At 65.3% G+C, this 23,635-nt stretch carries 10 protein-coding genes; 3 read left to right on the top strand and 7 right to left on the bottom strand.

What is annotated here, in order from left to right; all coding sequences use genetic code 11:
* Positions 1 to 19: 19 nt before the first annotated feature.
* Positions 20 to 1,576, top strand: a complete 1,557-nt coding sequence (locus HWV67_RS07965) for a GGDEF domain-containing protein (RefSeq protein ID WP_256680034.1) — start codon at positions 20 to 22, stop codon at positions 1,574 to 1,576.
* Here HWV67_RS07965 and HWV67_RS07960 read toward each other — a convergent pair.
* The gene (locus HWV67_RS07960) at positions 1,560 to 2,108 is read right to left on the bottom strand and encodes a cysteine hydrolase family protein (protein WP_175650705.1); all 549 of its coding nucleotides are present in this window, start codon (positions 2,106 to 2,108) and stop codon (positions 1,560 to 1,562) included. The genes HWV67_RS07965 and HWV67_RS07960 overlap by 17 nt on opposite strands.
* 186 nt (positions 2,109 to 2,294) lie before the next feature.
* Between HWV67_RS07960 and HWV67_RS07955 the strand changes: the two genes are divergently transcribed.
* On the top strand, positions 2,295 to 7,853 hold the full coding sequence (locus HWV67_RS07955) for a Tc toxin subunit A (protein ID WP_175650704.1): 5,559 nt from the start codon (positions 2,295 to 2,297) through the stop codon (positions 7,851 to 7,853).
* Positions 7,850 to 11,974: a Tc toxin subunit A-related protein gene (locus HWV67_RS07950; RefSeq protein WP_175650703.1), complete on the top strand. Its 4,125-nt coding sequence runs from the start codon at positions 7,850 to 7,852 to the stop codon at positions 11,972 to 11,974. The genes HWV67_RS07955 and HWV67_RS07950 overlap by 4 nt, the downstream gene beginning before the upstream one ends.
* 108 nt (positions 11,975 to 12,082) lie before the next feature.
* On the opposite strand, the gene HWV67_RS07945 is transcribed toward HWV67_RS07950, so the two are convergent.
* The 6 genes from HWV67_RS07945 to HWV67_RS07920 all read right to left on the bottom strand — a co-directional run bounded on the left by HWV67_RS07945 (position 12,083) and on the right by HWV67_RS07920 (position 23,550).
* Positions 12,083 to 14,911 (bottom strand): RHS repeat-associated core domain-containing protein, encoded by a 2,829-nt coding sequence (locus tag HWV67_RS07945; RefSeq protein WP_175650702.1) that lies wholly within the window; start codon positions 14,909 to 14,911, stop codon positions 12,083 to 12,085.
* Positions 14,904 to 19,217 carry a SpvB/TcaC N-terminal domain-containing protein gene (locus HWV67_RS07940; RefSeq protein ID WP_175650701.1) on the bottom strand — a complete coding sequence of 1,438 codons (4,314 nt, stop codon included), beginning with the start codon at positions 19,215 to 19,217 and terminating at the stop codon, positions 14,904 to 14,906. The genes HWV67_RS07945 and HWV67_RS07940 overlap by 8 nt, the downstream gene beginning before the upstream one ends.
* Before the next feature lie 90 nt (positions 19,218 to 19,307).
* Positions 19,308 to 20,159, bottom strand: coding sequence for a CAP domain-containing protein (locus tag HWV67_RS07935; protein WP_175650700.1), 852 nt, complete (start codon positions 20,157 to 20,159; stop codon positions 19,308 to 19,310).
* Between the two features lie 207 nt (positions 20,160 to 20,366).
* Positions 20,367 to 20,987, bottom strand: a complete 621-nt coding sequence (locus HWV67_RS07930; protein ID WP_175650699.1) for a cell wall hydrolase — start codon at positions 20,985 to 20,987, stop codon at positions 20,367 to 20,369.
* A gap of 162 nt (positions 20,988 to 21,149) precedes the next feature.
* On the bottom strand, positions 21,150 to 21,857 hold the full coding sequence (locus HWV67_RS07925) for a GNAT family N-acetyltransferase (protein WP_175650698.1): 708 nt from the start codon (positions 21,855 to 21,857) through the stop codon (positions 21,150 to 21,152).
* 67 nt (positions 21,858 to 21,924) lie between these two features.
* The gene (locus HWV67_RS07920; protein WP_175650697.1) at positions 21,925 to 23,550 is read right to left on the bottom strand and encodes a methyl-accepting chemotaxis protein; all 1,626 of its coding nucleotides are present in this window, start codon (positions 23,548 to 23,550) and stop codon (positions 21,925 to 21,927) included.
* Positions 23,551 to 23,635: the final 85 nt, after the last annotated feature.

Below are 23,635 nucleotides of genomic sequence, written 5' to 3'. Positions count from 1 at the left end.
CCGGACACGGATGAGGCCAATGACCTTCAAGCACATCGACCTGCGTACGCTCATCCTGCTGTTCGCCCTGGTGACCGCCGGGGTGACCCTGGCCAACAGTTTCTACGCGGCCCGGCAGGTGCAGCATCAGGTGCTGGTGGAGAATGCGCTGGAGGCCAACCGCGCCTACGCCGCCAAGGTGGCGTCGAGCATCGAGGCCTTTCTGCTGTCGGCGCAGCAGCAACTGGCCTACAGCGTCGACCGGATGAACGTGGACTTCGACGACCCGGACCTGCTGCATGCCGAAGCCCGGCGCATCCAGGAGCAGGATCAGGGCTTCAATGCCATCACCATTGTCGATGCCGAGGGCCATGTGCTGGCCGCGTGGCCGCCGTCGCTGCTGCGCGATGGCCAGGCGCTGACTTCCAGCGGCGCCGAGCACGCGCTCAACACCCGCGTGCCGCTGATCAGCGACGCCTACACCTCCAGCGCCGGCAACCTGGTGGTGTTTATTTCCCACCCGGTGTTCGACGCGCAAAAACGCTACCTGGGTTTTGTCGGCGGCGCCGTGTACCTGCGCGAGAAGGGCATCCTGCACACCCTGATCAGCAACCATTTCTACCGCGACGGCACCCTCAGCTATGTGGTCGACAACAACCGCCGCCTGCTTTATCACCCGCAGTTCGATCGGGTGGGCAGCGTGGTCGGCGCCAACCCGGCGGTGGACGCGTTGCTGGCCGGCGACAGCGGCGCGATGCAACTGACCAACTCGCAAGGGGTGGAGATGCTCGCCGGCTTCGCCAATATCCCGCTGACCGGCTGGGGTGTGGTGTCGCAGAAACCCTACCGCGACACCGTGGCGCCGCTCGACAGCCTGATGTGGCAGATGCTCTACCGCACAGCGCCCGTGGGGCTGCTGATTCTGCTGGGTATCTGGTGGATGACGCGGCTGATCACCCGGCCGCTGCGCCAACTGGCGGACAGCGCCAATGCCATGGAGGCCACCAGTTCGCCGGAGCGCATCGACAAGGTGCGCGCCTGGTATTTCGAGGCGGACCACATCAAGCGGGCCTTGCTGCGCGGCATCGGCCTGATGCAGGAGCGCATGGGCTGGCTCAACCTGCAGGCGCAAACCGATCCGCTCACCGGGCTGTTCAACCGCCGCGCCTTGGGCGAGGCGACTGCGGTGATGACCGAGCAGCAGCAACCGCTTGCCCTGGTGACGCTGGATGCCGATCACTTCAAGTCGATCAACGACACCTACGGCCACGACGCCGGTGACGAAGTGCTGGCGCGTCTGGCCGGGTTGCTGCGCCAGTGCTCGCGGGATGGCGACCTGGCGTTTCGCCTGGGCGGGGAGGAATTCTTGCTGCTGCTACCGGACACCTCGGTGGCCGATGCCAGCGAGGTCGCCGAGCGCCTGCGCCGGCTGGTGGAACTGACCCGGATCGAGCCGGTGGGCCACGTCACCGTCTCGCTCGGCGTGGCCCGCTGCCCCGGCGGCGGGGATTTCGCCGAGGCGCTGAAGCGGGCCGATGAGTTGATGTACCAGGCCAAGCAGGCCGGGCGCAACCGGGTGCTCAGCGAGCCGCTGTGAAGCTGACTTCGGCGGTGGGCGTGACGTGAATGCGCGGGCCGAAGCTGGTCATGTTGGCGAAGATCGCATTGTGGTGCGCGCTGATCTGCGCCGCCGTCAGCACCTCGTTGTCGAGGGTGGAATGGGCATCGGCCAGCAGCACCACTTCATAGCCCAGGCTCAGGGCGCGGCGCACGCTGGTGTCGACGCAGAAGTCGCTTTGCAGCCCGCCGATCAGTAGACGGGTGATGCCGCGGGCTTGCAGCCAGGCGTGCAGATGGGTCTCGTGGAAGGCGTCGGGAGTGGTCTTGCGTACCCGCTCATCCTCGCTGCCAACTTGCAGTTGCGCCGCCAGTTGCCAGCCGGGGCTGCCGAAGCGGAACAGCGGGTCGCTCTCTTGCTCGTGCTGCACGAACACCACCGCAACGCCCGCCTCGCGAGCCTTGGCGATGCCGGTGTTGAGGGTGCTTAGCACCCGCTCGATGTCGAAGGCGGCACTGGGGCCGGTGCACAGGGAAGTCTGGACGTCGATGATCAGCAAGGCGGTGGTCATGGGGGCCTCTTGGGGGCGGGCTGTGCTTTCGAAAAAAATGCAGGTTATCCCGACCGCCAGGCCCCGTGCCAGCGCCTTCCGGGCCGCCACCTGTTATTTCTGTCAGTAGTCGGAAAAGCGATCTCTGGTTAGTTTCGGCACAGGGCGGCCAGTTGGCGCCGTTCCTCGACCGAAGGAGAACACCTCATGCCCCGGCGCTCCCGTGTTTCCGCCTCTGCTGCCCAGCCCCGGGACCTGTTACAGGCGGGGCTCGACTCAGCCTTCAGCATCGCGCGCGGCACCCTGGCGCAACTGATGGCGCGGCGACCGGACCTGGCCGGTGACGAGGCGCGCGCGCTGCACCAGCGCGCCAGCACGCTGGCGGTGCTCGCCGCGCGGCACTATCGCGAACAGCGGCTGACCGGCACGGCGTCTGCCAGTGCACCCTGGCGGACCGGGCTGCGCGCGCTGGTGGACGGGCCGACGTTCGAGAACCAGTTCCAGCCCAGTTGGGGGGACAACTGCCTGCCCGGCGCCATCGAAGCGACGACCTCGCCCGTGGCCTACCTCGTGGCGCTGTACCAGTGGGTGACCACGGTCATCGAGCCGATGGCCAATGACCAGGCCATCACCCTGGCGCAGCGCCGCCCGGACCTTGCCAGCCTGATGCTGGACAATCAGGCGTTCGAACGGGTCGAGCCGACGATTGGCATCGTCAACGGCATCCTTGAGCGCGCCGCACGCAAACACCTCGACGACCATAACCAGAAAGACCGCACGGTAGACGATGCCCTGGCCGAAACGCGCTATCCGTTCGCGCTGCCGTTCGAGCGTTACCTGTTGCAGATTCGCGCGGTCCTGCAACGGGAGGACTATGGCCTGGGTGATCTTATCCGCCAGTTGGACCCGGACTTTCCGTACTTCTGCCAGGGCGGGCTGCATTCGCAGCGTTCCGACGATGCCCTGCAAATGGATATGGCCATGGGGCCGGAACTGCGAGCGTTGTTGCTGGAGAGTCCGTACTTTCCCCGTGGCGCCCGGCGGGCGAGCACCCGCTCGGTGCAGACCCGGAGCAACCCGCGCACGCTGCTGCGCGAATCGGTTCACGCCGCCCAGAGCGGGTTTTACCCCCGCCATTACGGCGTGGACACGGCCCGGGATCTTCTCGACCTGAGTGCGTTCAGCCTGCGCACCACCCTCGACCAGGACGCCGTGGCATCGCTGCTGTCGATCGAACAGCATGCGCCGACGGCGTCGCCCCATGTTCCGGGGTTGGCGCCCGCGAGCCCGGCGCGCTTTGGCTCGACCTATATCAACGCCGGCGAGGAGCCGGTGATCGCGTTGGCCAGCAAGGACGGCACGCACACGCTGAGCAACTGGACCGACGACCATTTCGACCGCATGCAGCGGGTCATTCGCTTGTCTCGCGGGCTGGGCCTGTCGCTGGGTGAAACCGACCGTCTGCTCGACGCGGCGCTACAGGCCGAGCATGGCGAGGCTGGCCGTGGCGCCGGGATCAGCGAGAACACCTTGCGCGCGCTGGGCCTGTTCTGTCGGCTGCGCCGTGATTTCAAGGTCAGCGCCGAGGACTTCGCCGCCCTGTTGAACGGTCTGGCGCTGTACGCGCTGGGGAGCGAGGCGGCGCAGTTCGACCGGGTATTCAACGACCCGACCCTGTTCAGCGAGCCCCTGCTGCTGGACGACAGTGCCTTTGATATCGCGCCGTCCACCGAGGCCGAGTACCGCAAGGTCCATCACCTGTGCAGCGCCCTGGGGATGAGCTTCGAGACTTACCTGTACGTCGCCCGCTACATTGCCCAGACCCTTGGCGAGCAACAGGTCATGGACGGCACGGTGCACCAGCAGCTGCATTGGTCGCAGGCGGTGGTCTCGGCGTTCTACCGCCTGACGCGCTTGCCGGCCTTGCTGGGGCTGAGCAGCATCGAGGCGATCGCGCTGCTGCAACTGATCGGCCAGCGCGGTCATCAGTACGTGTCGCGCCTGATCCGGCCAGCACTGGCGGTCCACCAGCACACGCACCTGAGCGATAGCCTCAGCGTGATCCAGTCGCTGACCGACACGGTGCAGTGGTGCCGCGACAACGACCTCACGGTGGCGTGGCTTTACCAGCACTTGATGCCGCTGGCGCCGGTCGCCGCCGCCAGCGACCGTGAACTCGACCTGCTCAAGCAGATCAACGGGCGCATGCTGCCGGCGATCCTCAGCGAGACGACCTTCATCGACGCCGGCGTGCCCATGGAGGCGGGGGTCGATCATCCGGTGCCTATCGACTGGTTGCAGCAGCTCGATCATTTCGTCTCGGCGCAGGGCCTGATCCGCGAGTTGCCCGGCTACCGCAACACCGACGCCTATGAAGAGGCCCTCAAGGCGCGGTTACAGATCATCATCGACAACCTGGAACTGTCCCCGGCGCCGGAGCTGCTGGTGCGGCTGTTCCAGTTGGTGATGGGCGCCCGCGCCGCACAGCAGAGCCTGGTCTGGGAATCACTGGCCAACACCCTGGGCGGCAGCGCCGAACTGAGCCGCGAGTTGCTGGTCTGGACCGGTGGCAACAGCTATCAGCTGCTTCAGGAGGTGTTGCGCCTGTTCGACGGCAGCGACCCGACGCCGCTGCCGGTACCGGTGGGCGACGAGGTCCTGGCGCTGCTGGCGCGCCTGACTCACCGCATGGGCATCGTCGAGCACTTGTCCCTCAGCCCGCTGGCGTTGCGCAGTTACATCGCCCACCCGGAGTGGTTTGACGCGGCAGGCGAGCCCGGCCCAGACGCTGCCGACATCAGCTTTTCCCGGCTGCATGTGCTGGTGCAATACCGTGCTCTGCTGGAGCAGACCCGCCAGGGCGAGGAGGCGCTTCTCGATTACCTGAAGCTGGTCAACAGCCTGCCGCCGGACCTGAGCGAGCAGGACCTGCTGATGATTCGTGAGGATGCGGCCGGCAAGATCGCGCTGTTCACCGGCTTCGGCATTCGCGATGTGCTGGAGACAATGGCGGAAATCACCGCCACCGGCTTCGTCACCACGGTGCGCCAGCTGGACCACCTGGTGCGCGTGCGCCAGGCCTGCCAGACCCTGCAACTGGGCAGCAGCGCGGCCATTGCCCTGAGCCGGCTGCGCAGCAACAGCTCGCGCGAGCACTACCGCAACGCCGCTGAGGGCGCCTTGAGCAGCCTGACCGGCAATCTGCAGGAGCAGGCCGGCGTGGATCAGGGCGAACTGGGCCAAAGCGAGGCCTCGTGGATCGTCGTCGACACCCAGCAACTGGTGGCGGGCTCCGGTGAGAAGGCCCTGTGCCTGTTGACCGTGAAGAACTTTCTCGGCCAGCCGATGGCCGACATCACGGTCACCTGGGAAAGCAGCCTGGGCCAGTTGCACGCGCCATCCTCGACCAGTACCGACGAAAACGGCCAGGTCAGCATCGAACTGCTGGCCGCCGGCGAGATGGGCGTGGCCCAGGTGATTGCGCGCTTCGGCCTGGACCGGCGGATCCTGGCGCCGTTGATTCACATCGACTGCGATGAGTCCTCGCTGCGGTTCAAGGACCCTGTGTGCGAGCCCACCGAGGCGCTGGCCGGCAATCTGCAAACCATCAGTTTCCACCTGCAATTGCTCGACAAATACGACAACCCCGGGCGGGATCGGGTGCTGGCGTGGAGCACCGACCTGGGCACATTCGAGCGCCCGCAGACCCGGACCGATGCCCAGGGTTTCAGCCGTGCGGGGCTGCGCAGCTTGTCGTCGGGGCTGGCGCTGGTCATCGTCGATTTCGCCAGCAACGGCGAGCGTGAGCGTTTCGAGCCGGTCACCTTCCTCGAGCAGCCGTACTTCCAGTACGTGCGCTTCAGCGGGCCGGCGGCGACCACCCAGGAAGTGACCGTGACCTGTCGGGTGGTCAATCTCGACGGCAGCCCGGTGGCCGGCGCCTCGGTGGACTGGACCGCGGACCTCGGCGGCTTCGTCGAAGACCCGGCGCGCAGCCTGACCGATGCGCAGGGCATCGCCAGCATTACCTTCCTCAGCGCCGTGACCGGTCAGGTGCGGGTGACGGTCAATGCCGAGGTGAAGGACGTGCCGTTGCAGACGCTTACCTCCGAAGCGGTAACGGTGCATGAACTGCCAAGGCTGTTTTACATGCACCCGGAAGAGCAGGATTTTGTCATTTACCAAAGCAGGCCGGCCCACTTCGAGGTCGGGCTGCGGCCGGAAGCTGCGGGCTATCCGGTGACCTGGTGGGCAGACGGGAAACTGCTGGCGACCACCGCCACCGACCGCTATGGCAAGGCCGAGTATCAGCGCCACTTCACCCAGGCCGAGCTGGGCGAGCACATCATCCAGGTGCGGTCGATTCGTGAAAACGACGTGTTCGATTACAAGGTCCGGGTGGTCAGCGCGCATAACGAACTCACGGCGCATATTGCCGATGACAGTGCAGTACTTCTGCCGGTGGCCGGGGCCGCGGGGACGTTCGTCGTGGATCGGGGTTATGCCGGCGGCCTGTTGATTCGTGCCTTGCGCAGCGACGGCTCGGGTGATGCCGATTGCCGCCTGACCTTCAGCCTCGGTAGCGGCGCTGATCCCGAACGCCTCGGGCTGCAGCTTGATCCGCCGCTGGGCAGTCCGGTGGACTGCGATGCCAAAGGCGAAGTGCTGTTGAGCATCGACGCCACGCGGGCCGCCTTCGAGGCCAACAGCGACCCGTACAACAACGAAGTCGTGCTGAATGTGATATCGAATCTCGGCATAACGCTGGTCCTGCGGGTTCGTCTGCGGGAGGTCGTGGACCTGACCCTCGGCACCTTGCGCCTGGCCCTGGACGGCAACGAGCTTGCGACCTACGCAGGGCTGTCCGGCTACCTGCGGCGCTTGAATGGCGACGCTGCGCCGAGCGTTCGTGAGACGGCCAATACCTTGCGCCTGACGGTCCGCGGGGCGACCCACAGCGCCGACAGCGCCTTGCACACCGACAGCGCCGGACAGGTCTGGATCTACTACCCCGCGGTGTCTGGCAAGGCTGGAGAACTCAAGCCCCATTGCACGTTCGAGCCGGTCGATGGCCTGGAGAAGCGCCTGCACCTCGTGGCGAACAGTATCGAGCCGGAGCCGATCAGCAAGGCCGCCCGGATTACCGTCACGGCAACGCCGTCGGACGCGCTGATCGAACTGGACGGCGACTATCTGCTGGACCACGGCAGCATTCACCGCTTCGTGCTGAATGTCAGCGATGGGGCCGGGGGGATCAGCGGCGTGCGCTTGCTGGGGCCAAGTCTGAACCTGCGGGGCGCGTTGTACACCAGTGATGGGTTGAGCGATCAGGCGGGCGACATGCTGCTGACGGTCGATACCCGCAATGCCGATTGCACAGTGTCCTCCATGCCCCTGGTCCTGGGGCCTGTGGGCGAGACAATGGCCGTGCGGGTCTGCGAATTCGTGGTTATGGAGACGAACCTTCAGCTCGACCTTGAAGCCAGCAAGGTCAAGGCGTCGGTGGAGTTTTTCCGGCGTGATGAGCAACTGTTCGGCTCAACCAACGCTTGGCATGGCTTCTTCAGGATAGAGGGCGGCGCACTCAATCCTGTCACCTTCAAGGGAGACGCGCAGCGTGTGCGTGGGTCGAGCGTCTGGCTGTCGACACCGGTGCCCGGCACGTTGGTGTTCGGTTTGTCGTTCCCTACGAGCCAGCGCGTGTACCTGCTGAGTCCGAGCGAATTCCCCATCACTGACGACCTGTCTTCGGGAGATGCATCATGACCCCTCTGTTCGGCGTCCTCGCACAGGACCATCGCGATGCCCTGGTTGCCTATTACCTGGGCCAGATCGTGCCCCAACACACGGTGCCGGCGGGGCAGGGTCTGGTCACCGAGCAGGACCTTTACGAGTTCCTGCTGATCGACAATCAGGTTAGCGCGCAGGTGGACACCAGCCGTGTGGCCATGGGTATGGCCAGTGTCCAGCAGTACCTTCACGCGATCCTCAACGGCATGGAGCCCGGTTACCAGGGCGTGTTCGACAGCAAGGCGCAACAGGAATGGCGTTCGAGCAAAAGCGAGTACGCCGTGTGGGCCGCCAACCAGATGCTCCAGGACTACCCCGAGAACTACGTCGATCCGGGTTTGCGCATCAAGCAGACCCAGGGCTTTCGCGAATTCGTCAACGACATCAACCAGAGCCGGATTTCCGCCGACTCGGTGCAAAAAGCGCTGCAGCATTACCTCGGCAAGTTCGAACACATCAGCAACCTCGACGTGCTTAGCGGCTACATCGACGGCACGGATTTCCGCCACGCCGACTACTACCTGATCGGCCAACAGAACGTCGAACCCCACGCCTACTACTGGCGCAAGGTCAGCGTGCGTTTCGCCGCCGAGGACACCGCTGCCCGCGCCGACGATTACCTCAGTCCGACGGCCTGGAGCGAGTGGCTGCCGGTCGAGATTCCCAAAGGGCACCGCGTGCTGCACATCCGTCCGCTGCTGATCGAAGGGCGCCTGCACGTGGCCTGGGTCGAGCACCGCCTGGAGCAGAAACCGGTGCCGGCGCGGCGTGCCGATATTCCCGGTCTGTTCGAGGAAGTCGCGCGTTACAGCATCAATCTGGCGTACCGCAGCCTGGACGGGAGTTGGTCCGTGCCGATGACTATTCCGTTGCTGAGCACCCCGGATCATTTCGCCGGCGCGGATGCGTTTGCTGCCTTCATCAGCGAGTCAGACCCGCACGACAAACGGATTGTCCTGGCCTACGGCGTCAACAATCAGTGGACCAAGGACTTCGAGGTCATCGTGCTGAACACGCGCTTTGGCACGGTGTTGCACGAGGCCGTGGGCGAGGTGCCAACCGATGGCGGCTACCTGGAAAAAATCGTCAATGCCCTCGGGCATTTTTCAAGCAACGGGCTGGAATTCCAGCACCCGCTGGCAACGGATCGCGCCGCCCGGACCTCGGTACACCGGGACCCCGATGGCGAGCACAACGAGCCGGGGCCTTATAACGGCAGGCTGTCGCTATGGGCGGGGTTTGGACAGGCCAGCGACGGCAGCTATTCGCTGCTGTGCCAGGGGATTTGCGACCTGCTGCTGATGGGCTGGACGGGTGAGTACTGGCAGGTGCGGCGCGGCGTGTTGCGGCTCACCTATCACCCCAGCCAAGGTCCGGAGCAGACCCTGGAGCAAGAGGTGCTGCTGAACGGCGGCGCCCAGATGACATTGATGCAGATCCCGCTGGGCAAGGACTTCGATGCCATCCCGGAGGTCCTGGTGCTGAGTTTCAGCCTGGGCCCGGATGACCTTCATGGCGTCGTCCAGTTCGCCGTGGAGCTGGGCGCGTTGCCGGCAACGCGCCCGAGCATCGTTGCGCAGCCCGACGGCAGTCAGTTTCTCGACCTGGCCGCGCTCGACCTGCAAGGCCTGCGCTACGTTCGCCTGAATACCCTGTTCGCAAGGGAACTGGTGGCCAGGGCCATGGTTTCAGTCGATGCGCTGCTGAGCTGGGATACCCAGCACATTGAAGAACCGCCGTTGCCAGGCAGCTCGGCCAGCCAACTGATGGATTTTCATGGCGCCAACGGGCGTTATTTCTGGGAGCTGTTCTTCCACATCCCGCATGCCGTGGCGTGGCGCCTGCACCACGAATTCGACTACCTCGCCGCCGAGCAGTGGCTGCATTACCTGTTCAACCCGCAGGCCCGCATCAAGCCGACCTATCCGCCAAGCCCGTTCTACTGGTCGGTGCGACCGCTGGAGGAAGAGGGGCGGGGCGAGTACGAAGTGGACGGCATCACCGATCCGGATGCCATCTGCTATTCGCAACCGGTGCACTACCGCAAGGCGATCTTCAGTTTCTACGTGCGCAACCTGCTGGCCTACGGCGATTTGCTGTACCGGCGCCTGACCCGCGATGCGCTAACTGAGGCGCAACTGATGTACACCCGGGCGCTGAACCTGCTCGGGCCCAAGCCCGACAACCGCACGGTGGGGCGCTGGGAGCCGGTGAACCTGGAACAGGCTGCCGAGCCCGACAGCACGCTGCTCGCCGGCATTGACGCGACACTGCCGCAAGGGCTTTCGCTGCACCTGCCGGTCAGCAGCGGGCCCTGGCTGGAGCTGCTCGATTCCCCGCGTTTTCGCTTGCCGGTCAATACCGAGCTGCTTGAGCTCTGGGACCAACTGGCCAGCCGCCTGAACAACCTGCGCAACAACCGCACGCTCGACGGCAAGCCGCTGATGGTGCCGTTGTACGCCCCGGCGCTTGACCCCAAAGACCTGCTGCGCGCGCAAAACAGCGGCAGTGGCCTGGTGCAGCGCAGTGTCGGCAGCCTGGCGCCGATACCGCCGTTTCGCTTTCGGGCGCTGTTGCCGCGTCTGCAAAATGCCGTGGAAACCCTTGGCCGGTTTGGCGAGCAGGTCCGCCTGTACCGCGAAATGAAGGACCGTGCACTCCAGGAAGAACTGCAGCAATCCCATGTACTGGAGCTTTCGCAGTTCTCGATCCAGTTGCAGGGCGCGGCGCTGGAACATGCCGAAGCCGGGTTGTTGGCGCTGGAGGCGAGCCGGCGCGTGATCGACAAACGCCTCGGGCATTTCCAGGCCCTGGCGGCGGAAAATATCTCCAGCACCGAGCAACACGTCATGGACTCGTACCTGACGTCGACGATTCTCGGCACCAGCGCACAAGTGATGCAGATCGCCGCTGGCGCGACGCAGATGGGCTCGTTCATCGCTACAGCATTCGGCGGCGGCCACATTCGCGTCGGGGCGGCGGTACTGGCAGCGTCCGAGGGCCTCGACATGGTCGCGGCCATTACCCGGACCGCCGCCGACCGGCTTGGGGTGACCGAGCAGTACCGTCGACGTCTGGAAGAATGGACCTTGCAGCGAGACCTGGCCGAGGCCGAGCTGTCGGCCATCGATGAACAGATCGCCGGCCAGCGCACCGCCATCGACATGGCCCGGATCCAGTTGGCCCAGGTCCGCAAGGGCGAGCAGCAGTCCCAGGATTACTACCGCTTCCTCAAGACCCGCAGCACCAACGCCGACCTCTATCAGTGGCTGCTCGGGCAGATGTCGACCTTTTACTTCCAGGCCTATGACGCCGTGGTTGCCCTGTGCCTGAACGGTGAGGCGTGCTGGCAGTACGAGATGGGCGACTACCAGACCCGCTTCATCCAGCCCAATGTCTGGTTCGACAATTACTACGGGCTGACCGCCGGCGACGCCTTGCGCCTGCAACTGCTGCGCATGGAATCGGCTTATCTCAAGCGTTTCGAACGGCGCCAGGAATTGGTCAGGACGGTCTCGCTCAAGGCTCTCTTTGACAGCCAGGCTTACCCCGATACGAACTGGTCGGCGGTGCTCGATGACCTGGCCGAAGGCGAGAGCGGCAGCGTCGAATTCGAGCTGTCTGCCCGGCTGTTCGACGACGACTACCCCGGCCATTTCCTGCGCCAGCTGGTCAGCGTCTCGGTGACCCTGCCGGCGCTGGTCGGGCCCTACCAGGACGTGCGCGCCGTACTCACCCAGATTTCCAGCCGCACCGTGCTCAAGGCCGACCCACGGGCCATGAACCACCTCTATGGCAAACCCGACAGCGACACCCGCCAGATCCTCTACAACCCGCGGGCCAGCCAGAGCATTTGCCTGTCCCGCGGGCTGGACGACCACGGTGTGTTCCAGCTCGACTTCAACGACGAGCGCTACCTGCCGTTCGAAGGCACCGGTGCGTTATCGCGCTGGGAACTGCGCTTTCCCCACCATGGCTCGGCGCAGCAGCAGGTGGTGCTGCAGAGCCTGACCGACATCATCGTGCAGGTCCGCTACACGGCGCTGGATGGTGGGCCGGACTTTGCGGCGCATGTGGAGGGGTTGTTGGGGGGATGAGCTGCTCAGCCTGAAAGCCTGCGCAGCCGGGGTGCGAGCAGGCGTGGCTGCGGCCGGGCTGGTTACTCGCCGTTTTCGCCTTGTCTGATCAAGCCCCAGGACGGGGCTTTAATTCAGGCCGGAGCGAGTGCGTAGAGGTGATTTGGGTTTGGGTGAGAGCCTGCCGGTCACGACATCGACAAGGGAAGGCAAAATCCCATTGCAATTGAAGCAGGCCGGAAAACTTGCCCCCAGGTTGTACCCTCTGCCAGCGGTCAATCGCTCTGTGAAAACGGTGGTCTCGCTGAGGGCCATGTTTATGCTTTCCGACTCCGAAAGGTTCAGCAATGCATTGATTGCCTGTACTTCGGCATGAAGGCCGGGGATACCCGCGTTGACCGGGATGGTGTAGCTATTGTTTTCAATATGTTGCCTGATGCTCCGCTCTATGAACGGATGCAAGGAAAAGCCATTGTCGGCGTATGCCTTTTTCACGCCATTCAATAGCGCAGTGCTGTTACTGACCAGGTAGTAATCCACATCGTTTTGATAGGCGACGGAGGTATTCAAGGGGGCCGTGGTTTCAGGAACATATTGGCTGAGCTTGAGAGACACCGTTCGCTGGCGGTTTATGAGCGTCACGCCCGGAAAAGGATTCTTGGCACTCACGCTCCCGGGGAAGTTGGTGAAGCCCGCGTAGTAGTCACCACTGTCTCGCCGAACGGCTCCGGCATGAGCGGCCATTGTTTTAAGTTTGCCCTCGGTTATCAGATCAGGGCGGTCCCGAAGGTACGCTTGTCGTTTGGCGGGCTTCATTTTTTGCAACTGCTCTGAGTTGAGTTTTGCGGAGCTTAAAATCTCTTGGGTTTCAGCTGAAAAACGACGTTGAGCGTTGATAGCCTGTTCAGTGTGTCGCCGGCCTATTGCTGCGGTCTTGCGGGCGTTGTCCGCAGGTTTCATCAGGCCCAACGCATGAATGATGCTCAGGCCCTGATGGTCCGTGAGTGTGATCGGGTTGTTGGCAACCATGCAGAACAGGTTCAGCCCATCCACGTCTCCCGCCGGGTCCGGATTGATCCACCGCGCCAGCCACGGCGCGTAGTAGCGCAAACCATAGTCGTACAGCCCACTGGCATCCCGTTCCTTACCCGCGTAACGGCGTACTTTGAAGCCCGCTTCAACGGCGGAGTGCGCGGCCCACCAGGCCGTGCCGCCGAACGGGTAATAGCCTTCGTGGCTGATGATCCGCGCTTGGTCATTCAGTTCCAGGGTACTGCTGTCGAGGTGGTCGCCGAGGCTGTAGCGCAGTTGTGGGGTCTCGATGCTGTCGGGTTTGCCTTCGAGCCAGTGGAGGCCGCGCACTGCGCAGCGGCCGGCCTGGACATTGATCACGCTGAGGCGCTCGCCGTTACGGTTGCGTAATTCCAGGCCGGGCAGATAGCGAACTTCACTGCGCGTCTGGCGGCCGCCAACCAGACGCGTGGTGACCTTGCGCACCCGCAATCCATCGCCGCCGTAGCGGTAATGTTCTTCATCGTGTTCGCCACCTTCGCGAGCGACCTGCCGCGTGCTGTGCAGCTGGTTGCGAGCGTTCCATCGCAGGGGCTGGCCGGCGTGCAGGTGTAGCAGGTTGCCGTTGCCGTCGAATCCGGCGCGGGGATTTTCAGGGGCAATGCTATCGACCCACGGCAAGGCGTGGTTGCTGTCGTCCGCCACCGCCATATGGCGTGTGTAAGCCTGCCAGCCAATGTGTTTGAGGCTCAGCAGGTTGCCGCTCGCGTCGTATTCATAGTGCTGGCGGTAGTTGAGCAGCCGACTTGTATCGCCGGGTGCCGGAGTCAGTGGCGGCAGCTCGGGGCTGATCAGCGCACCCGCAGCTTCGCGACCAGTGGCTTCGACCAGGCGGTAGAGCGAGTCGTAGCGGAAGGTGCTGACCGGGTCGATCTTCTGATTGGAGAAATGGCTGACCGGCAGGCTGAGGTCTTCGATACGCAGCACATTGCCGACCCGGTCGTAGGCGTAAATCAGATCCTGCAGGGCGCCGCGCTCCGGGCGGCTGGCGCTAAGGCGTTGCAGGCGGCCGTCGGCGGGGTCGTAGTGGGCGAGGCTGATAACGCCGTTGCCGGCGGTCTGGGTTTCGATCTGGCCGAAGGCGTTGAAGCCCACATCGCTCAACAGCTCATGCTCACTGCCGTCTTCCAGCCGCAAGGTGATTGAGGCCAGTTCACCGGCGAGGTTGAAGCGCGAGCTGTGGCGGTTGGCGAGGGCGTCGGTCTGCTCCAGCACGTCGCCCAGCGGGCCGTGAAGAAAGTCGGTGCGGGCGCCGTCGCCGGGTTCCAGAAGGGCATCGCGCTCGCCAATCGCGGCAGGCCAGTCGGACAGATCGAGGTCCGTCAGGAAGTGGCGAATCTCGCCCTGTTCCGCGCCGCCCAGGCTGTAGCCGGGAATCATGCGGCTTCCGGCTTCATCGTCATGGCGTAGCAGGCGACCGCAGCGGTTATTGGCGGACTCTTCGGAGCCGCCATAACTGAAGCGCTCGGCGACGCGTGCGGGTTGGCCGGCTGCGGTTTCGCCAATCAGCACCGGGCGCAGAAGCGCGTCGTACTCGGTGTGCCAGTGGCTGTCGCGGCTGTCCCAGTTTTCCAGCGGCTGCCCGGCGTCCCCGAACAACGTCAGGCGCCAGCCGGCGTCGGCGCTTTCCAGCCACAGCGGTTTACCGGACAGCGACGACAGCAGCGCCTGGCTGGGCGGGACGCTGTCGTCCTGGTCGAGCCGCTGGAACAGCCGCGGATCCCATTGCCGTGACCACTGCCCGGCGGCGTCGTACCGGCTCAAAGTGACTCGGCGTTCAACCGCCTGCTCCGGGGTGTCCCGGCAGTAAGCCACCTGGCGCAATGGCCGGCCGAGGCTGTCGCCGACGCTCAGATCCGGCGTGTGCAGATGGGTTGCGCTACGCATCCGGTCCCCGCATTTCTTCCCACGTGTCGTTTTCGTCCTCGCTGATGCTGTACCAGGGCAGGTGGCGCTGGCGGCGCAGGTAGCCCTTGGCGGTGAGGGTGCGCAGCACCCGGCCCAGCGGGTCGTAGAACTGCTGGTCGTTGTAGCCGAACAGGCGGAACGAGGCATCGTTGATGTAGCGCCAGCGATTGGCGAAATACGGCCGATAGACCCGCACCGCCAGCCCCTTGTTGTTGTATTCGACGCGCTCGCTGACCCGCCAGCGCTCGGGGCTGTCCACCAGCACCGGCTGGCCGTCCTCGATCAGCAGTTCGCCCTGTTCATCCACGGCGTAGGCCATGCCCGGTTCGACCTGCTGTTTGCCCTGCAACTCGCGGCCAAAGCCGTCGCTGCAACTCAGGCTGATGCGGACCTGCACTTCGGGATCGCCGGGGTAACGGTCGGCCAGCAACACCGCGCTGTGCACCGGCTGGCGCACTTCGGCCGGTTGCATCCAGCTGAAGGCGTCGTAGTAACAGGCGCTGGCGGCCTGTTGCAGGGCGCGGGCGGGGTCGGCGAGGGCGTCGGCGAGGCTGTCGCTGTCGCGCTGGTAATCGCTGAGCGGGGCGAACCCCACCGGCTGACCCGCCTCGGTGCCGTGGAAGCTGCTCGCCAGCAAGCGTCCGAGGCCGTCATACAGGGCTTCCTGATGGTTCTGGTTGGGATCGGTGATGTGCACCGGTTGCAGGCAGTGATAATCGAACCGGGCGTGGGTCCGGCAGCCATCGGCCAGGGTGATGTCGCTGATCAGGCAGTGATAGGGATCGTGCCCGACCTGGGTCAGGCCGTGGCTGTGGGTTTCGCGAAACTCCACGGTGCGATGGAACGCGCTGCCCGGGCCGAAGTGGGTGAAACCCTGGCGCACAGACCAGAGTTCCATCTCCGGCTGCGCCGGGAGGAAGGCCTGCATGCGCTGGTAGCCCAGGCTCAGGAGCTTCTCGCGCAGTTGTTCGCGGGTCATCACCCGGTCGTAGGCCTCTAGTGCGCTGTCGTTCAATTCGGCGCTTTCGAGGAAGCCGGGCAGGGCTTCGAAGGTGGCTTCACCGTCCGGCAAGTCGGCGCGAAGCGGGCTATCGGCGGCCTGGTAGCGTTGTAGGGTTTGCCCGGTCAGGACGCGCTCGGCTTCCGGGTGTAGCGGACCGTCGGCACTGGCGAAGTGTTCGTAGCGGCGTTGCCCGGCGGACAGTTGCGCCCGTGGCAGCACCAGGGCGTTGCCGCGCTGGCGCCAGGGCAGGGCGATGCGCCAGCCCTGCGGATCGGTCAGGTGAATGGCTTCGGCGCGGGTTTCGTGCAGGTAGTGGTTGTACTGAGCCTCGTCGTGCGCGTCGCGCCACCAGGTCTGTTCGTGCTCCGTGTCGAACGGCGGTGGATCGCTGACCTGGCGGCGCCGCGCACAACTGAGGGTGACGCCGTGGGTCAGTTGGCCGAACCGATCGTGGCCGAGGTTGATCTGGTGTTGGCAGCGCGGGTCGTCGGCCTGGCGTTCGTAGTCGTGGTGCACGGTTTCCAGGGTCAGGGGCAGCATCTGCGCATAGGGTTGGTGCGGGCTGGCCGCTGCCAGTTCGCGCACCCGGTAGCGGTGTTGTTCCACCGAATACGGCACTGTGCTGTCGGTGCCGGGGTCCAGGCCATAACGCTCGCTGCGGATCGGCAGGCCGCTGAGGGCGTGGGCCATGGCCTGCCGTTGCGGTTCGCTTGGGCTGTCGATGAGCTGCTCGTCTTGCGTGTGCGGGTCAAGCCGGCTGAGCAGGTCCGGGCCAAGGGTCGGGGCTTCGGCGTCGTGCCAGGGCGTGTCGAGTTCCGGCGTCGGGTACTCGCCGGTGTGGAACCAGTGCTTGCTCAGCAGCGGCGCGGTGAAATGCGCGTCGTCGCTGCCCTGGGCGCTCTCGCTGTCGGTTTGCAGCAGCAGGGCGAAACCGCGCATCTCGCGGGCGTGGCGGTCGTAGTAGCCACCGCGATAGCGCATGCACTGGACCAGGCGGTTGCCGGTGATTTCATCGAGCTGGCTCTGCCGCGTCACCAGGTGCAGGGCGAAGGGCAACTGGCTGACCGGCGACTGGCCGGTCTGGCGCCGCTCCTGTTTTTCATCCAGCCATTCCTGTGCCGAGCTGCGGTATTCGACGCAACCGACCGCGCCCATATGGTTGTCGGTGCGGTGCAGCAGGTACGGCTTGCGGGCGGTGAAGTCCAGGCGCCAGTGGTGTGGATTGATGTGCGGCACGGTCAATACCAGGCTGGCACAACCGAGTCCTTGCAGGTCGGCGGCGCTGACCTGGCACAGGCGGTCGTAGCGAACGCCGTCCGGCCAGGGGTGAAGCACGGGCGCTTCCAGGCCGAAGCCGCTGCGGTTCATGAACACCTGCACGCCGTCGCTTTGCAGGTACAGCAGGTCACTGGCGCCGGAACCGTCGAGGTCGGCCAGGAGCACGCATGAGGTATCGAATACGTCGTGGCCGAAAGGCAGATCGGCAAGGCGAAAACCCTTGCCGAAGCGGCCGTGACCGAGGTTCGGCCAGCAACGCACCTCGTTGTGGCGTATGCGCACCAGATGCTGCTGGCCGCTGCCGAGCACATCGCTGAAGGCGACCACTTCGGCGCGGCCATCGCTGATCACCGGCAGGGTGTCGTCGTCGTTGTCGTGATCGACCTCCACGCCCTGGCCGTAGCCCTGTTCGCGGCGCGACGGATACAGCCGCACGCTGCGCGGGCCGATCAGCGCCAGATCGGCCAGGCCGGCGCCACTCAAGTCGGCCAGTTGCGCCAGCGGGTGCAGCGCCTCGCCGGGGACGGCGGCAAAGGGCACGAAATTCGACCACTGCCGGTCCGGATCAAGGGTGAAGAAACCGTTCAGGCCCGGCGCGCTGACGCACCAGTCGAGGCGGCCATCGCCGGTCATGTCCGTCAGGTGCTGGTGCACGGGCCGGCTGCGGTCGGCCAGCGGGATGCTCGGCAGGACGGTCCATTCGCCGTAGGTCACGGCATCGGGCTGCTCAGCCTCGGCAACGCGCAGCGGTTCGCGGTAGTACCAGCCCTGGTCATTGCCGTGCAGCACACCGGGCAGGCCCTCGCCATACAGATCCACCAACTGGTAGAACTGGCCGTCGTTGAGCCCCGGCATGGTCGGGAATTCGCTGAAAGTGCGCTCGGCCTGGCTGTCGAAGGCGCTGTAGGCGAAGGCCAGTGGCGGCAGGCTGCTACGTCGACCGTCGGCGCCCCAGCCCTGTTGATGCACGGCGGCGAGCAGGGTGTAGGACAGCGCCGTGGTCTGGTAGTCCAGCAGCAGACGGGACACTAGCACCGGGTCCGGGCCCAGTTCATCGGGGAAGTGATGGAACATCAGCAATTGCCGGCACAGGCGCAGCGTGCCCAGCTCGAAACCGTAGGCGAAGCTGCTGTGGGGATCGCTGCGCACCGGCCAGGCCGTGGACGCGCCGTACGCCGGTTTGTCGTCGATACCGACCGGGCGTTCGCCGTAGTCCAGCAGCAGATCGAAATGCCATTGCTGACGGTCGATGTCCTCGGGCTGCCACAGGTACAGCCACGGATACGCCTCGGCGTTGCCGTAGCGCACCCGGCTGAGATAACGCTGGGCACGGAAGTCACGCGGGGTGTCCGGCGCCAGGCCGGCCAGGTCCTCAATCTTGTACTGGTAAAGGATGTGCTCGCCGTGGGCGTTCAGGCTTTCTTCCAGCAGCCACTCGGCGACCCGTTGCGGATCATCCGGGTCGCTATGGCGCGACGCGGCGGTGCGGCCATACAGGTGAAGGCTGCCGTCGGCGCCATGAACCAGCCAGAAACCGGGGTCGCCGGGGGCCGCGCGCCAGTGTTCGATGCGCTCGAAGGCGCCCTCGATCCGTGGGAAATGACGGATGACCTGATAGCGTTGGTCCAGCGCCAGACCACGGTAATTGTCGATTTCGCTGAACAGCGGCGCGCCGTTGTCGTCCAGCTCCGCCAGCCAGGGCTGGCCGTCGGGACCGAGGATCACATCGTCGTCGCTATAGCGCGGCACGCCTTTGCTGGTACGCCGGGCAACGCAGCCCGGCGACAGGCTCCAGCCCATGCCGAACACGCCGTTGCTGACGGTACTGCGGTAGTTCAGGGACAGCGTCGGGGCATAGCCGCGACCCGGCGAGAGCGGCAACGGAATCTCGAAGGCGGCGGCGCCGCTGCCGCCGGCACCCCCCCAGCTACCGCCGAGGCTCTGGATCGCGCCGCCGCCCTTGGGCAGGGCGGGCGGGGTGATGGCGGGCGTCTGATCCTGCATGTCCTTGCTCCATGTCCGTTGGGCATGGCGTCAAGAGTGCACTGTCAGAGGCTTTCCGTTAACTGACAGAAATAACAGGTGGCGCGGTCCTCATGGTGTGCCGAACAGCGCCGTCCAGTAGATCCCTGCATCGCTTTTCGGGTCGGTGGCATACGCCGCGCCGAGTTCGCGCAGGGCCGGGTTCATCAGGTTGGCGCAGTGGCCGGGGCTGGCCAGCCAGCCGTCGAGCACCTTGCGCGGGCTGTCGAGGCCGGCGGCGATGTTCTCGCTGATGCGCTGGCCGCTGTAGCCGGCCAGTTCGGCGCGGTCGCCGGGGGTGCGGCCGTCGCGGTCGATATGGTCGAAGAAGTTCTGGTTGGCCATCGCCCGGCTATGACTCTGCGCGACCCCGGCCAGGGTGGTGTTCCAGGCCAGCGGGCTGGTGGCGGCCATCGCCTGGTTGCCGCACTGGCGCGGTCGGGCGCGGGCGCTGTTGATCGCTTCGAGCAGTTGCTGGCCCTCGCTTTGCCAGTCGCCGAGGCGGGCGCTGAGCAGGGGGCGGGCGACGACGATGCGCCATTCGCGGTCAACGCGGCTGACGCCGATATCGACAAACTGCGGGTCGAGCACCACCTGGCAGAAGCTTTCGCGGATCGCCTGCATGGCGGCCGCCGCGTCGCGCGGGCCGGACAGGCTGATGGCCTGGACGTTGACCATCGGGTACGTGGCCCGGGCCAGTTGCTGTTGCAAGTCGCCCATGCCGGTGACCGACAGCACCAGGCGCGGATCGCTCGCCAGTGGCGGCAGCTCCAGCGAGCCTTGGCCGGCGCAGTGTTGTGGCTGGTTGCGGAAACCGTTGATCGCATCGATCAGTTGCGTCTCTTCGCTGGCCATGGCCTGGCTGGCGAAAACCGGGGCCAGGCAGAACATGGCGATACGCAGGATGGATGAGCTGACGCGCATTTGAATCTCCCTTGATCTGGCGCCACGGGGCGTGCTGGAGGGCCCGGCGTGGCACGTCTTGCGGTAAATCCGGCGGCCCGCGGTCATGGCCGGCCGGTGGTCCCCGGTCAATTGGGGAATGGTTGTCTGATGGCGAGCATGGTAGCCAGATATGACGTGCGCGTGTCGTCTTTGTCTGGCTCAAGGCCTTGAGGGTTCCGCAGGTCTTCAATGGGCGGCGCCATTCTTGGGTCGATAGAAGACGAATTTGCCGGTCTGGGCGGTTCTGAGGAAGGTTTTCGACCACGCGGGGGAGACGTTACGGGCGTGGAAATAGAGAGCGCCGCGGCTGTTGTCCGGCAGTTGCCGGTTGAGCACCTTGCGGGCGATTTCCTTGGTTTTCAGGTATTGCTCGTCTTCCTTGATCTGGTCGGCGCGGCCGTCGCACCACCAGGAGAACTGGCAGGCATGGCGTTCGGAGCCGTCCTTGACCACCGCGCAGACGGTGTCGGGGAAGCCTTCGTGGCCGACCCGGTTCATCACCACATTGGCCACCGCCTGCATATCGGCGTCGCTGGCGCCCTTGGATTCCCAGTAGATGGTGCGGGCCAGGCACGTCAGGGTGTCGTCGAGGGGTGCGGCGCCTTGCGGGTCCACGGCCTTGGCTTCGGTGGGGGTGATGGTTTCGCTGGGGGCGGGTTTGGCGTCGGTGGCCTGGGTGGCAACTGCGTGTTCCAGGGCTTCGGCTTTTTCCTCGGCCTTGACGGCGATGGCGGGGTCGGCCGCGCTGGCGGTGGTTGTGAGCACAAGCATGACGGACAGGCAGACGGCATTCAGCATGAGGCACATGATCGAACCCTTCCCGCAACGAGAGCTACCTGATTCGGTAGACATTGGGAGAAGTTCAATCATTCCGAAGTTGCCGCCGGACGGTAGGGGCGAGCTTGCTTGCGAAGGGGCGCGCGAGATTTACCGGCCTTTCGCGAGCAAGCTCGCTCCCACAGTACAGGCTCAGACCAGGCGGATCTCGCGAACCTGCACCTGCGCAACCCGCTCCAGCACAAACGCCCGCGCATGCCGGCTCAGTTCATCCAGATGGCGGTCACGCTTTTTCTCCGCCTCGACCATCGCCTTGCGCCCGTGCTGCTTGAGCAGGTAGCTGTGGATCTGCTGCACCTCGACCGTCCGCCACACCGGCGCGACGTCGAGCATCAGCAGCACGCCGTCGCCCGGCGCTGCGCCGCTGGCCATCAGCACCTGGGTATCACGCACGCCCACCACCGCGAAGCCAAGCGCCTCGAAGCACGGCACCTTGCCCTGGCCGCAGGCCAGTTCGATACGGCTGTAGCGCTGGCGAAGCTGGTCCAGTAGCGAGCGCGCAATCCCGCGCCGACGCAGATCAGGCCGCACCGCCATCCAGGCCACCGCGCAGGCGCCGGGCTCGCCGTCGATCGGCAGGCACAGGACAAAACCGTGCAACTGCTGCGGGTCGTCGTCGTCACAGGCCAGTAGCAACTCGACCGGTAGCCGCGAGCCGCCCAGGGCTTCGAGGTACAGGTGCACTTCGAAGCCAAGGCCGTACTGATAGAGGTTGTACAGCGGATTGCTCGGCGGCAGGGCGGTGCTGCTCAGTTGGCTGAAGTCATCCACCACCCACTGCAGCAGTTGGCTTTTCAGCGGTTCTTCGGGCGGGGTCTGGAGCAGGGTGACAACAGGCATCGGGCGGGCAGTTCCGGAAAAAGGGCGGGGCGCCAGTCTACAGCAGCCCCGCCCGGAGTTCCCGTGCTTACACGCGGAAGCGCCCGACCAGCGCGGTCAGTTCCTTGGCCAGCCCCGACAGGGTGTGGCTCGCCGCGGTGGTCTGCTCGGCGCCTTCGGCCGAGCGCGCCGAGAGTTCGCGGATGTTCAGCAGGTTGCGGTCCACTTCACGGGCAACCTGGGCCTGTTCTTCGGCGGCGCTGGCGATCACCAGGTTGCGCTCGTTGATCTGGCCGATGGCGGCGTAGATACCTTCCAGCACCTGCTCCGACGCCTGGGTGGTGTCGAGTGCGGCGCGGGCCCGTTCGGCGCTGGTGTGCATGGAACTCACCGCGATTTCGGTGCCGCTCTGCACGCTGCCGATCATCTGTTCGATTTCCTGGGTCGATTGCTGGGTGCGGTAGGCGAGGGTGCGGACCTCGTCGGCAACCACCGCGAAACCGCGCCCGGCCTCACCGGCCCGCGCCGCTTCGATGGCGGCGTTGAGGGCCAGCAGGTTGGTCTGTTCGGAGACGGCGCGGATCACTTCCAGCACCTTGCCGATATCGCGGATCTCGCCGGCCAGCAGTTGCAGGCGCTCGCTGCCGGCCTGTACTTCGCCGGCCATGGCCTGGGTGCCGTCGAGGGTTTCGCTGACCTGGCGACGGCTCTGTTCGGCAAGGCGGTTGGAGTCGTTGGCGGCCTGTGAAGTGGACACTGCATTGCGCGCGACTTCTTCCACCGCAGTGGTCATTTCGGTCACGGCGGTGGCCGCCTGTTCCAGCTCTTCATCCTGGCGGCGCAGGCTTTCGGCGCTCTGCTCGGTCACCGCGTTGAGGGCCTGGGCAGCCTCGGCCAGTTGCCCGGCGCAGCCGCTGATGCGGCCGAGGGTGTCGCGCTGGCTGTGCTGCATGCGTTGCAGTTCGGCGAACAACTGGCCGATTTCATTGTTGCCCGGCACCTGCACCGACTCGCTCAGGTCGCCGCCGGCGATACGCTGGAAGTGCCGACCCGCCTCGCGCAACGGTCGCAGCACGCGCTGCTGGATGAAACTCCAGCACAGGGCCGCGAGCAACAGGGTCACGGCCAACAGGGCGAGGCTGGTGATCTGCGCAATGTGCAGGCGCCGTTCGGACTCAGCCATGATTTGCTGGCCGCGCTCGCTGAGGGCCTTGACCAGTTCCTGGCGCAGGTTCTGCAAACGGCCCATGGCGTTGCCGGCATCGACGTTGACTGCGAAGTAATGGTCCAACGAGTTCGCCAGGGTCGCTTCGCGCTGGCCGGCGACGGCCTTGGCGTAGGTGGCGAAGGTGCGTTGCAGGTCGTCGGCCACCGGTTTCAGGGCCTGGTCCTCGACATTGGCGACGAAGGCGTCGACCAGTTTCAGGCTCTCGCCGATCAGTTCTTCGGAGCGCACCAGGCGGGCCTTGGCGCTGTCGGCGTGGCCGCCTTGCTGTTCGATAAAGCCCGAGGACACGTTGGCGCTGGCGCGGATGGCCATCAGCAGCGCGTTGTTGAGCCGGTCGGACTGGTGCGCGGTGTCGTCCAGTTCGTTGATCTGTGCGTCGCTGCCCACCGCGCCGCGCCAGGCGCTGACGGAGGAAAACAGCAGGGTCAGGCTGAACAGCGACAGCACCCAGAACATTCCGGTGCGGATTTTCAGGTCGACGAACATGCGGGCGAGGCTCCTGTAGGCAGTTTCAAGGTCCGTCACTTTTTGTACCGGACGGTTCAATGGCTATCGGAGGCGCACTGTGACG

Origin of the sequence: Pseudomonas sp. Marseille-P9899 (assembly GCF_903166565.1) — a bacterium.
Lineage (GTDB): Bacteria > Pseudomonadota > Gammaproteobacteria > Pseudomonadales > Pseudomonadaceae > Aquipseudomonas > Aquipseudomonas huaxiensis.
The sequence above is the reverse complement of the archived record's forward strand: the minus strand, read 5'-3'. Positions and strand labels throughout refer to the sequence as shown.